General features: G+C 43.6%; 10 protein-coding genes and 1 tRNA gene. 4 read left to right on the plus strand and 7 right to left on the minus strand.

Features of this window, described 5'->3' with window-relative positions; genetic code table 11:
* Positions 1 to 98 precede the first annotated feature (98 nt).
* Together ABS362_RS15420 and ychF are read left to right on the plus strand one after the other, a co-directional pair.
* Positions 99 to 455, plus strand: a complete 357-nt coding sequence (locus ABS362_RS15420) for a DUF3276 family protein (protein ID WP_350413462.1) — start codon at positions 99 to 101, stop codon at positions 453 to 455.
* A 783-nt stretch (positions 456 to 1,238) separates the two neighbouring features.
* Positions 1,239 to 2,336 (plus strand): redox-regulated ATPase YchF, encoded by a 1,098-nt coding sequence (ychF, locus tag ABS362_RS15425; protein WP_350413463.1) that lies wholly within the window; start codon positions 1,239 to 1,241, stop codon positions 2,334 to 2,336.
* 53 nt (positions 2,337 to 2,389) lie between these two features.
* On the opposite strand, the gene ABS362_RS15430 is transcribed toward ychF, so the two are convergent.
* The 6 genes from ABS362_RS15430 to ABS362_RS15455 all read right to left on the minus strand — a co-directional run bounded on the left by ABS362_RS15430 (position 2,390) and on the right by ABS362_RS15455 (position 8,800).
* Complete coding sequence (locus ABS362_RS15430; RefSeq protein WP_350413464.1) at positions 2,390 to 3,019, minus strand: class I SAM-dependent DNA methyltransferase; 630 nt, start codon at positions 3,017 to 3,019, stop codon at positions 2,390 to 2,392.
* A gap of 150 nt (positions 3,020 to 3,169) precedes the next feature.
* Positions 3,170 to 3,805 (minus strand): alpha/beta hydrolase, encoded by a 636-nt coding sequence (locus ABS362_RS15435; protein WP_350413466.1) that lies wholly within the window; start codon positions 3,803 to 3,805, stop codon positions 3,170 to 3,172.
* 364 nt (positions 3,806 to 4,169) lie between these two features.
* Entirely contained in the window at positions 4,170 to 5,477 is a 1,308-nt protein-coding gene (locus ABS362_RS15440) for a type IX secretion system plug protein (RefSeq protein ID WP_350413467.1), read from the minus strand.
* Between the two features lie 90 nt (positions 5,478 to 5,567).
* A complete protein-coding gene (locus ABS362_RS15445; RefSeq protein WP_350413469.1) occupies positions 5,568 to 6,002 on the minus strand; it encodes an OsmC family protein in 435 nt (144 codons plus the stop codon).
* A 67-nt stretch (positions 6,003 to 6,069) separates the two neighbouring features.
* The gene (locus tag ABS362_RS15450) at positions 6,070 to 7,425 is read right to left on the minus strand and encodes a sensor histidine kinase (protein WP_350413471.1); all 1,356 of its coding nucleotides are present in this window, start codon (positions 7,423 to 7,425) and stop codon (positions 6,070 to 6,072) included.
* Entirely contained in the window at positions 7,415 to 8,800 is a 1,386-nt protein-coding gene (locus ABS362_RS15455; protein ID WP_350413472.1) for a sigma-54-dependent transcriptional regulator, read from the minus strand. Before ABS362_RS15455 ends, ABS362_RS15450 begins: the two co-directional genes overlap by 11 nt.
* Positions 8,801 to 9,063: 263 nt before the next feature.
* Here ABS362_RS15455 and ABS362_RS15460 point away from each other — a divergent pair, with 263 nt between their 5' ends.
* Positions 9,064 to 11,472 (plus strand): ABC transporter permease, encoded by a 2,409-nt coding sequence (locus tag ABS362_RS15460; protein WP_350413473.1) that lies wholly within the window; start codon positions 9,064 to 9,066, stop codon positions 11,470 to 11,472.
* A 161-nt stretch (positions 11,473 to 11,633) separates the two neighbouring features.
* Positions 11,634 to 11,705: transfer RNA gene (locus ABS362_RS15465), tRNA-Glu, on the plus strand.
* 88 nt (positions 11,706 to 11,793) lie between these two features.
* On the opposite strand, the gene ABS362_RS15470 is transcribed toward ABS362_RS15465, so the two are convergent.
* A complete protein-coding gene (locus ABS362_RS15470) occupies positions 11,794 to 12,384 on the minus strand; it encodes a hypothetical protein (RefSeq protein WP_350413475.1) in 591 nt (196 codons plus the stop codon).
* Between the last annotated feature and the right edge of the window lie 13 nt (positions 12,385 to 12,397).

Below are 12,397 nucleotides of genomic sequence, written 5' to 3' on the forward strand. Positions count from 1 at the left end.
GAAAAATTTAATATCGATTTTAAATTCAAAAATTTTTATATATCAATTCTATATGTTACTTTTAGGTTCATTAAGTTGAATTTAACGTCTTATAAACGGTGGAAGAGAACAACGAAAAAGCAGAAATTTATTCCCAAAGAGTAAGAGCCGGGAAGAGAACGTATTTCTTTGATGTGAAATCAACTCGCTCAAATGACTTCTATGTGACCATTACGGAGAGCAAGAGAAAGTTTAAAGACGAGACCTTCTCGTATGAAAAACACAAGATCTTCCTTTATAAAGAAGACTTTGTGAAATTCATGGAGGCACTGCAAGGAACCATAGAGCACGTTAAATCAGAGCTGCTAACCGAAGAAGCACTGGCCGCCCTGGAAGCACCTGAAACTGTAGAATCTGCAGAACCTTTGACTGTATCAGCTGATGCAACGTTTGACGAAGAATTGAAGTGGGAGTAATTATTTTTTCCGCTTTATAATATATTTAAGAGCCTGTAGCTAACGCTGCAGGCTCTTTTGTTTTACCTCTCCCTAACCTTCCCTTAACTACGGGGGAAGCACTAAACCCACCCCTGCCCCTCCCGAGAGGGGAATTTCTGCTACAGTTATAGTTTGCCTTATAGTTCTATAGTTGTTAATTAACACCCCTATAATCACCTCAAAAAGATACTTCTGCTGAAAGTATAGTTGAGGTTATAGTTCTATAGTTACAGCCTATTAAGCGGACAGGTTGCGACCTGTCCCTACGGAACTATGACCACGTTAAATTTCGAAGCTTACCGGTTTAAACAATAGATAGGCGGTTGCTATGAGAAGCGTATCAGTCTTTGGGTTGAGCGCCTTGTAGATTTCCGGTGCCGAAAGGCATTGCGACGCAGGAGCAAAGGAAATGTACACCGCGCGATGCCCGAAGACGGGGCCTCCCGGCCGTGAGGGCACCAAAGCCAACAATAAACTATGGGATAATAAAGCTCCCAGGATTAAAAGTGATTTGCAACTATGGCTTGGTTCAGGTTAGAAGAATACCTAACTATAAGCTTGGATAGATTTCTCCTTGCGTCGAAATGACAAAGAAAATAGGACATATAAGATCCTTCGGCTATCGCTCAGGATGACAGAAGAACAACTATAGGATACATCAAATCTTTTAGTTAACACTCGTAATGACAGATTAAAAACCAACTATAAACCAATCAACAAAAAACCTTATCTTTGCACCCTGAAATTAACTACTAAAGATACATGGGATTAAGATGCGGCATCGTGGGCTTGCCAAACGTAGGTAAGTCAACTTTATTTAACGCTATTTCTAACGCCAAGGCAGAATCTGCTAATTACCCTTTCTGTACCATTGAGCCAAACGTGGGTATAATTACAGTGCCCGACGAGCGCCTGCAGATACTGGAAGAACTGGTTCACCCGGAGCGTGTACTGCCAACGGTTATCGAGTTCGTAGACATTGCCGGCCTGGTAAAAGGTGCGAGCAAAGGTGAAGGCCTGGGTAACAAATTCCTGGCAAATATCCGTGAAGTAGATGCCATTATACACGTGGTTCGTTGCTTCGAGGACCCTAACATTGTACACGTATCCGGTAAAGTAGACCCGATCTCTGATAAAGAAATTATTGATACAGAACTGCAGCTGAAAGACCTGGAGTCTATTGATAAGATGATGCTGAAAGTGCAGCGCTCTGCCAAAGCCGGTGATGCAAAAGCAAAGAAAGAACTGGCGGCACTTGAACGGTATAAAGCCCATTTGGAACAGGGCCAAAATGCTCGCAGCTTAGATGCAACGGATGATGAAAAGGAAACTGTTAAAGACCTGAATCTGCTGACTGAAAAGCCGGTAGTTTATGCTGCTAACGTAGACGAGGAATCTGTAAACACAGGCAACCAATTCTCTAAAGCTCTGGAAGAGCATGTAAAAGCTGAAAATGCACAGGTTGTGTTAATTTCTGCTTCTATTGAGGCGCAAATTGCTGAACTTACCGACGAAGAAGAAAAGGAAATGTTCCTGGCGGAGTATAACCTGAAAGAGTCTGGACTGAGCAAGCTGATAAAAGCATCTTATAGTTTACTGAACCTGATCACCTACTTTACGGCCGGTGTGAAAGAAGTACGCGCCTGGACTATCGGTAAAGGCTGGAAGGCCCCTGCAGCTGCCGGTGTTATTCACACTGATTTCGAGAAAGGCTTTATTCGTGCTGAGGTAATTAAACTGAAAGATTACCAGGAATATAAAACTGAAGCGAAGATAAAAGAAGCCGGTAAAATGGCCGTGGAAGGTAAAGACTATGTGGTACAGGACGGTGACATTATGCACTTCCGTTTTAACGTTTAAGTTTTTATTTTACAAATATAGAAAAGGGCAGCTTTATAGTTGCCCTTTTTGTTTTATACTTTCTGCAATAATATAGTCAAGATCCTTGGAATTTGAGTGCGGTCATTATTGTCGAAAAACTCGTTGATATTGGCAACTCTAAAACCATGTTGTTTAGCGGCCTGTGTAAAGTCTGAAATGTTGTGCGTGTAGCATTCCAGTACCTGACGGCCTTCTTCCGTATCGAAGCGGGCTTTACTGCCGGTGTATTGCTTGAATGGATGTAACTCTCCTATATAAACGTAACCGCCAGTAACCAACGCATTAGCAGCTTGTTTAAAAATATGATTAAGTCTTTTGATGTGCTCCAGTACGAGACTAAAAGTTACCAGATCATACTTCCCTTCCAGGAATGTCCAGTCTTTTGTAATGTCAGCCTGAACGAAATTTACTTTATCAGAAGCTACTTTCTCTTTTGCTTTGGCTAACATCTCTTCCGAAAAGTCTACAGCAGTTATATGATCAGCTTTATCAGCCAGCCACACAGTATTCTTTCCTGTGCCGCAGCCAATTTCCAGCACACGCTTAAAATCTATAGTTGATAGTATAGTCCGCAATGCCTCCCCTTCCAAATCACGGGTTTTGTTCTGGTTAGTGTCGTATTGATTTGCCCAACTGTTGTAGGCACTTTGGATGGTGCTCATATTTCTTGTTAACAATAGCATGGTTCAAAACAGTAGCTGGCATGTAGGCCTCACCTTTAACGAGCATTGTTCAATTAGTTAATGGCTGTTTCTTCAGAATCCATCGTGTATGCCATCGTCCCGTATGTATTTCTAAGCCAAGTCACTTATTTAATTTTCAATGTCTTCAAAAAACTTTATCAATGCTTCAGAAGTTTGCCTCTGTTGTTCATTCAAATCAATTGTTGCCGTTTCATCTGTCAACAAGCTTCCTAAATAGCCAAACTGAGAGTGATTTCCACCTTTTATCAATTGCAGATTAGTATGTACAGGCAATTTATTTTTATTCTCCATTACTTCAGCTACACCTGCCAGCCCATCAAATTCAGCATAAAGTTTTACGGCCGGTAGAGTTCTGCTTGATAAATCGTAATCTCTTGGGTGAGATGTTCCTATAAGGAATAGCCCCTTCATCAAACCCGGATTTTCATAGACGAATTGAGCCGCCATTTTTGCTCCCTGGGAATGTCCTCCGATAATGTAAAATCCATGTTTTAAATCAAACAAGTCAGAGACCTTCTGATAATCCCACTGGGGCATTCGCCAATTCATTTTTATCAGGTGGCACGTAAAACCATTTTCAGCTATCGTGCGGCATAGTGGTGCATAAGCTTTAGGATCAGTAAGTCCTCCCTGTAAGAATATGATTTCGTGGGTTTTACTTTTAGTTGTAGGGCGGAAGGTGATTAGATCCGGGCCGATTTCAACGGTAACTCTAATATCATTGCCGAGAGTATTAGCTGGCAAATCCCTGGACTGGTATGTGGACCATTGCCACACAAAAAAAATTATGACAAGACTAAACCAGATGATCCTAAATATATTCCTTTTCTTAACCTTCATTTTTTTATAAGAGAAGAATTAGTCCAAGGCCAGTCAGAAGTAGCGAAGCAACTAATAATACCTGCAGCGTTTTAATCTTTCCTTTCTTTGAGACCCAGATTCCTAACATCATTTCAGTGGTTTAGAAGGCACCTTTTCTTTCATTTATATCTCTAATTAATTAGTACGTGCGATAGCCGAGGCAAGCGAAAACCAGAACTTTATTTACTTGTCTGCAACACCTAATAAAGGCATGAACAGTTACATAAGTTAAACTTTGGGTTAAAGCTTACCTCCTCCTGTTAAACAAGATCTCTTCATAACCGATCAATAGATCTGCTCTGGAGCCGGGTGGGCGGTAATAGATCAGGATGTCATAGGTGTTTTCGGTTTCGAAGTGGCTGCCTTCGTAGTAACTATAGTCTATCGTTTGGTTTTGCTGCAACACATATTGGTAGTTATAGTAGCCTTGTTTCAGAAGTAATCTTCCGCTGTAAGTTTGTCGTTCAGAGTTGAAACGCATGCGGGCGTCCGAGGAAATTCTCCAGTCCGTTAAGCCGCCTAAAATGTATACCTGCCCTGTTTGCTCTTCCGAAGCTTTCAGTTCAAAATCAACCCAGGTATAGTCGCTGTTCACGTCGCCGTTACCGTACTCGCGGTTGTTAAAAAGCATTTTACCATTTATATCCGGTTCCTGACTGTACACTTCCCCGGACCGGTTCTTATCTATCTGCAGAAAAACTTCTATCGGATTAGCCTCTTCGTTCACATCGCTAACGCCAATGCCATTATAACGCACGCTGCGGGTATCAAACGGGCGGTATTCTGCCAGGCCCAGGAAATTATCTTTCGGCTCGAAGAACACATATTCCAGTCTTTTCAGGTGGTCGCGCACAAAGGTTGGTGAAGGGATGAACTTGGCATTGTCCCAGCGATGGTTCTGGCGCAGCACAGCTTTTACCTCCATGGCCGGGTTCACGAGTTCATAGTCCTGGTAAAACACATTAAACTCTACCGGCTGACGCGTATGGCGGCCCGACGGTCCGGATGGTAAGCCTAACTTAGCAGTAACGGTGGTCAGGTTCTGGTATACCATCATGCGGCGCGTCAGCAAAAGGTTTCCGCCTTCTTCGCGCACCTCCAGCAGATAATTACCACTCATTTTTACACGCGGCACCCTGAACCGGTAATGCACATACGGCACGCGGGTGTTCACCGAGTTCTGTACATCGGTTATAAAAAACTCATTGAAGTCGTTCAGGTACTGTGTTTCTGTCAGGTTAGATGGCGTCCAGTTATAGTTGCAGTGTATAAGTTTGGCTACCAACCGTTGCGGACCAGCATTCAGCCTGTCGAACTCTAGTAAAACAGGTCTGCCCTGCTGCAGCGATGTAACAGCCGGCTCCAGCACTTCTTCGGGGACCCCGGTTGCCTGGTAAAACTGTACCGACTTTATGGTTTCGTTATAAATATAGTCTTCGTACCGGATCGGGATCTGCTTGTTAGCACTGCCGCTCTGTGCCTGCTCTTCGATGGGGACGCAACCAGTTAGGAGCGCCAGAGCAAGTACAACTAAAAATGTGGGTTTTCTGGACATAGGCTGGAAAAGCAACTACACTACACAGGATAGCCGCGCTGGTTAGACATTACGAATATACCGAAATCAGGGTGAGAAGCAAACTATAGCTTACTCGTGCACCAGTTCGGTTTGTATCACAATGCATGCCTGCAGTGTTTTCTGTACCGGACATTTAGATGAAATGATCTCCAGGCGAAGGCGCTGTTCCTGGGTAAGGTCGCCTGTAAGTTTCAGCTTTTTTGTGATCTGGGATATTTTGGCAGATTTGTCGTCGCAGTGTTCGCAGTCGGCCGCATACACCCGTTCATGACTAAGAACAACTTCCGCGCGTTGCAGGGGCCATTGCTTGCGTTGAGCGTACATGTGCAGTGTAATTACAGTGCAAGACCCGAGTGCGCTCATTATGTAATCATAAGGTGTCGGGCCGGTATCAATTCCCTGCGTAATTCCGCTTTCATCAATCACAAACTGTTGGTCGCCCATCTGTATGTTGGCAACAAAACCGTTGGGTTGCTCGGCGCTTATAGTTACTGTTCTGCTCATAGTTTTATAGTTAATTCCTACAACTATACGCAGATCATCAGAACTATAGTTAAACTATAATTTCAGCTTAAAAACTGAGCGTAAATACTGTTCCTTCACCAAGTTTAGAGTTTACTGAAATGTTGCCCTGGTGCAAACGCATGATCTGGCGTGATAAGCTTAAACCGATACCGGAACCTGTTTTTTTAGTTGTATAGAATGGTATAAATATCTTCTGCATCGCTTCTTCTGTCAGGCCCTGGCCATTGTCGCAAACCATTATCCGGGCACGGCTACGGTCATCCAGGTAAGCCTGTAGTTTTATAGTTGCATCTGCTTTTTCGTGCAGCGCTTCGATGGCGTTCTTCACCAGGTTTATCAGCACTTGCCCTACCATATCCCGGTCCGCAGAAAGTAGGATATCTTCTGAGGGTACCTCCACTTCCAACCTAACCTGTTGCTTTGCCAGTTGCTCACGCATCAGCATCTTAATTTCCTGGAAAAGCTCCCCTACTTTAAATACCGATTTTTGCGGAACAGAGATCGTTGTGAGGTTACGGAAATCGTTCACAAAACGGATCAGGCTGTCGGATCGGCGGCTTATAGTTTGCAGGCAGCGGCCAACATCGTCCAGTTCTTCGCGCAGTATAGTTATCTCCTCCGCTTCAGTATCGGTGTAACTGCTAATCTCTTCGGATGCACTTGCCGAGAGCGACGCGATCGGCGTTACTGAGTTCATGATCTCGTGTGTAAGCACTTTTATCAGGTTGTGCCAGGCTTCCATTTCCTTCTCTTCCAATTCGCGCTGAATGTTCTGGATGGATGCCAATCGTATTCTGTCTCCGAGCAGCGAAAGCTCCATTACATGCACGGTCAGGTTTGCCTGTTCCCCACCCTTACGGATCGGCACCAAAACTTTATCGCCATGTTCGAGTTGCTGCAGGCCAAGCGCAAGTTCAGGGCTTACCTTTTGTAGCTCACTGATGTTGTTTGCCTGTGTTAAATGCACCAGTTTTTTAGCGGCATTATTCAGCATCATTATCTCCCCGTTCGGTTTATAGGTAATAATACCGATGCCAATGTGCTGCACAATAACCTCAAAGTAATGCAGGTGCGCTTCTTTCTCTGCCCGTACTTCCCGGAACTTTTGCATCACATCGTTCAGGCCATGTGTTAGTTCATCCTGCAATTTCCCTTCGTGGGTAACATGGAATTGCTCTGTAAAATCGTCGTACTTTATAGAGTTCAGGAAACGTAGGAACTGCCGGTTTGTGCGCTCATGGTAATGAACCAAAAGGACAACCTGTACTACAACAAAAATAAGCAGCCCGATAAAAGTACCTCTGTATTCCTGGTCAGGGCCAACTATAGCCAGGGCGTAAATGGATACTGTAAGCAACACAATACGCAGCAGCAGCTGAAACCTATAGTTCTTAAAGCGCATACTTTTCCAGTCTTCGGTACAGTGCCCCGCGCGACAAGCCTAATTCCTTTGCAGCCTTCGAGATGTTGCCGTCGTGTTTATCTAATGCCTTCTGCACTGCTTCACGCTCCAGGTCATCTAACCGGCGGGCATCGTTTGTGGGCAATTCTATAGTTGGAGCTACTTCCGGTTCAGCTAAAAAGAAAAAGTCTTCGGCCTGTAGTTCACGGTTGTCGCTCATGATGGATGCACGCTCCAGTACATGCTGCAACTCGCGCACATTGCCCGGCCAACTATAGCGCCGTAGTCTGGCCAACCCGCTATCGGAAAGTCGTTTTAAAGGCTGTTTGTACTTGCGTGCATATATACTTAAAAAGTGCTCTGCAAAAAGCGGAATGTCATCAAGTCTATTTCGTAAAGGTGGCAAATTAAGCTCTACTGTGTTAATACGGTAAAGCAGGTCCTGGCGAAATTCGTTGCGAGCCACCATCTCTTTTAGCGGCATATTGGTGGCGCAGATCAGGCGTACATTAACGGGAATAGGCCTGTTTGTTCCAACCCGAATCACCTCGCGACGCTGCAGCACGGTCAGCAATTTTGCCTGCATCGCCAGCGATAAATTCCCGATCTCATCCAGGAACAACGTACCACCGTTAGCCGCTTCTATCCTACCAACTCTGTCCTCTTTTGCATCAGTAAACGCTCCTTTTTTATGCCCGAACAATTCGCTCTCGAACAACGATTCTGTAATAGCGCCCATATCCACGGTAACAAAAACTTTATCGGCACGGGAAGAGCGTTGATGTATAGTTCTGGCGATCACTTCCTTGCCTGTCCCGTTCTCGCCCAGCAACAAAATATCAGCATCGGTTTTAGCCACTTTATCTATAATAGAAAACAGTTGCTGCATGGGCAGGCTGGTACCGGTAATGATATCTGAGGTTGCGTTAAGCTCGGCTGTGAGGGTGCGGTTCACTTCTTTCAGCTGCGATACTTCTTTATAGGAATTGCGTAGTTTGGATGCTGCCGAAAGTGTCGCGATCAGCTTTTCGTTTTGCCATGGTTTCAGCACAAAATCAGTAGCACCTTCTTTTACCGCACGTACCGCCATTTCCACATCACCAAATGCAGTTATCATGACCACCACCGCCGACGGATCATATTTCAGGATTTCCTGTAGCCAGTAATAACCTTCCTGCCCGCTGGTAATGTCCTCGCTATAGTTCATGTCCAGCAGAATGATGTCGAACTCATAATTAGAAAGCAGGAAAGGGATCTTCTTCGGATTCTTCTCCATCACCACTTCTTTGGCATGTTTGCGAAGCAGCATTTTAGCAGAGAAAAGCACGTCTTCGTTATCGTCGATCACCAGTATGCGTCCCAGGTTATTTTCCATGGCGGGTAATTTGTTTTTATACTTTACAGTAAAATATTGTGCCAAGCTAATACAAGTGTAATTTATGGGAAATTAACCAGAAAAAGTAGTACCTGCTGTCCATTGCCGGACAAATAGTGTCCACGAGCGGACAGTGATTTAAACTATAGTTTACTAAAATGCACAGGAATCAGGATTTATGGTTTTGGCACAGCACTTGGCTTAAAGTTTACAACAGATTTACAACTTTGCCATTTGAATCAACACCATCATCACCAAAAATTATGTTCAAGATCTACTTCCTTACAGCCATCCGCTCTTTAATCCGCAATAAGAGTTACAGCATACTTAACATTTCCGGTCTGGCGCTTGGCATTACCTGTAGCATCCTGCTATTCCTGGTAATTAAATACGAACTTAGTTACGATACTTTTCATAGCAAAGCAGACCGCATTTACCGTGTCATTACACAATTTAAGTCTGGAGATGAGGTCAGCTACTATAGCGGAACCCGCTTCCCGATTCCGGCACTGCTCCGCAGCAATGACAACTTCGGTTTTGAAAATCTGACACAAATTTTAGGGGAAGAATCGGCACAGGTAAATATTTTAAATGATAATGGTACACCTGCACGCCGCTTCCTGGAGAATAACCCCATCGCTTTCGTGGAGCCCGAGTTTTTCGACCTCTTCGATTTTGAAACAGGTCCTACAGACCCAAGGCCAGGCCTGGCAGAACCTAACACCGTTGTGCTTACAAAAAGCATTGCAGATAAGTATTTCCCTGGTGAGGATGCGGTAGGAAAAGTGATCAGGTATAACAACAATCTTACGCTTAAAGTAACGGCAGTAATTCCGGATCAGCCTTCTAATACCGACTTCCCTTTTGTCATGCTGATTTCCTATAAATCTTACAAGAACTATAGTACATTAGACACTGAAAGCTACAATATACTGTCGAGTAACCAGCAACTTTACGTAGTTCTACCTGATGGTGTATCGCCGGAGGTTAAAGCAAAAGAACTTAGCAAGTTTGTAACACGCCATAGCTCATCCAAAAAAAACAGCGACGAAAGATTTGTGCTCCAACCCCTCAGCGACCTACACTTTAACAGCGACCTCGGCAACTATAGCCAACGCACTATAGCTAAGGAAATAATCTGGTCCATGGCTTTTATCGGTGCTTTTCTGGTGCTGGTAGCCTGTATAAATTTCGTGAACCTGGCATCAGCCCAGGCCATAAAGCGGGCGAGAGAAGTGGGCGTTCGTAAAGTGCTGGGTAGCAGCAAAGGTCAGCTGGTGTTGCAGTTTATGGGAGAAACCCTGCTGATCACGTTGGTTGCCGCCCTTTTTTCTGTCATACTTACTGAGCTTGCCTTACCATACCTCAACAACCTCCTGGAGCTAAACATCACGTTCAGTATTTTTAGAGATTCAATTGTGTTGTTATTTTTAGCAGCGCAGGTTGTGCTTGTAACCCTTTTTGCCGGTTTATACCCAGCTTTTATCCTTGCCCAGTTCCAGCCTATTTCTGCCCTTAAGAGTAAGTTAAATACGCAACAGGTCGCAGGCTTGCCAATTCGGCAAGCGTTGGTTGTACTGCAGTTCACCATTTGCCAAGTACTTATTATCTGTACCATCCTGGTTAACGAGCAAATGGATTACTTTACAAACAAGCCATTAGGTTTTCAGAAAGAAGCTGTAGTTACCATGCTGTTGCCAAGCCAGGCAGGCAAGAAATTAATGCCTTTTAGCGAAGAGATAAAAAATAATCCGGCTATTAAGGATATAAGTTTTGCGGGCACACCTCCATCTTCCAATATGACCTGGGGTTCCAATTTCAGCTATAACAACTCCAGCGACGATGCCCCTTTCGAAGCCAATTTGAAATACGCAGATGAAAACTACCTGGAGTTGTACGATATAAAACTGGCTGCAGGACACACCTATAGCCGACAGGATTCAGCGGTGGTTCTGATAAACGAAACGATGCGCCGCAAGCTTGGCATAAAGACACCAGAAGATGCCCTTGGCAAAACTATAGCATTAGGTAGACGTGATTTTAAGGCAACTATAATAGGTGTTGTTGAGGATTTCCATCAGAATTCACTCCATCGACCTATCGACCCAAGTATTATACTATCTAACCCGGATAACTATTATTACCTGTCTGCTAAAATAGACTTGAACGAACAACAAGAAGCACTAACTCACCTCGAAAAAATATGGTCAAAAGCATATCCCGATGATGTGTTCAATTACGAGTACCTGGATGAAACTATAGCAAACTTCTACCGGGATGAGGCTCGTAAGAGTAAACTGTTTAAGATCTTTTCTTTCATAGCCATTTTTATAGGTTGTCTGGGGCTTTATGGTCTAGTCGCTTTTATGGCCGCTCAGCGTACAAAAGAAGTAGGTATCCGTAAAGTGCTGGGAGCTTCTATCTTCAGTATTACCCTCCTGTTTTCGAAGGAATTCATAAAACTGGTCCTTATCGCATTCCTGCTTGCTGTTCCAATCGCTTATTACCTGATGAACCAATGGCTGCAAGATTTTACTTACCGCATTACCTTAGGCTACGAAGCGTTTATAGTCGCGGGTATTTTAACCTTGGTAATTGCACTATTAACCATGAGTACACAAGCCATAAAAGCAGCTATGGCTAACCCAGTAGTATCGTTAAAAAGTGAGTAAACTATAGTATTTGTCTTTCTTATGTGTAGTTACATGTGTTATAGTTAATTTTTTATAGTTGAAAAACAGCAGGTTATCATTTATATTCAAAAATTCAGCTTATTGCTGTTTGCTATAATAAAACCTACTCTTATCTTTGCACCGCAATACAGCAATTGCACGGTCCGTTCGTCTAGGGGTTAGGACTTCAGATTTTCATTCTGGCAACAGGGGTTCGATTCCCCTACGGACTACTGAAAAGCCTATTAGAGCAATCTAATAGGCTTTTTTATTTCACTTCGTACACTATTCGGACACCAACTTTAGCACCTCCCTCCTATTTTACTTGTTCCACTTGCCTACATGGAGCTTTCTCTTCAATTCTGAATCATCAAGATTGAGAAAATCAAAGAAATGAAGTTCATCCTCTTCTTTTGCTTTATCCTTCCTATACTGCCAGTAGGAATTATAAGATCCTGCTTTTAACCAAAGATTAACAATCTGGCAGTCCTCATAGAAATCATGACTAATTTCCTCCACGAAAAAAGAAGTTGTTCCAAGGTATGCTGAAAAGAAAGGTAGAGAAATTCCTTCGCCCACCCTTGGCATCACTGGCAGCTCACTCACTTCTATCCCAATGAATTTTTCTCGCTTGTCACCTCTTATAAGAAATGCGAAACTGACCTTTGAAAACCTAAACTCCGGTCTCGATTCATCATCTAGTACCAAATCATGATATATCTCCTGTATGTATTTCCTCGCCTTATTAATCCCAATTCCAGCTTCTGTGGCCATCTCTTTAAGTGTTGGCAACTTATTAGCTCCGCAGTAGAAATCATAGCACAGAATCTGCCTGAGTAATTCAGAGTAAGCTTTGTTACGCTCAACTAACTTCAGTGCTCCACTTCGCATAGCCCTTATATCGTGGAGCATGGTCTTCGTTGAT

The sequence above is a fragment of the Pontibacter populi genome, from assembly GCF_040278685.1.
GTDB lineage: Bacteria > Bacteroidota > Bacteroidia > Cytophagales > Hymenobacteraceae > Pontibacter > Pontibacter populi.

Coding starts and splice junctions, on each gene's coding strand:
- ABS362_RS15440 (WP_350413467.1), bottom strand. CDS start 5,477: ATGTCCAGAAAACCCACATTTTTAGTTGTACTTGCTCTGGCGCTCCTA.
- ABS362_RS15460 (WP_350413473.1), top strand. CDS start 9,064: ATGTTCAAGATCTACTTCCTTACAGCCATCCGCTCTTTAATCCGCAAT.
- ABS362_RS15470 (WP_350413475.1), bottom strand. CDS start 12,384: ATGCTCCACGATATAAGGGCTATGCGAAGTGGAGCACTGAAGTTAGTT.
- ABS362_RS15450 (WP_350413471.1), bottom strand. CDS start 7,425: ATGCGCTTTAAGAACTATAGGTTTCAGCTGCTGCTGCGTATTGTGTTG.
- ychF (WP_350413463.1), top strand. CDS start 1,239: ATGGGATTAAGATGCGGCATCGTGGGCTTGCCAAACGTAGGTAAGTCA.
- ABS362_RS15430 (WP_350413464.1), bottom strand. CDS start 3,019: ATGAGCACCATCCAAAGTGCCTACAACAGTTGGGCAAATCAATACGAC.
- ABS362_RS15455 (WP_350413472.1), bottom strand. CDS start 8,800: ATGGAAAATAACCTGGGACGCATACTGGTGATCGACGATAACGAAGAC.
- ABS362_RS15445 (WP_350413469.1), bottom strand. CDS start 6,002: ATGAGCAGAACAGTAACTATAAGCGCCGAGCAACCCAACGGTTTTGTT.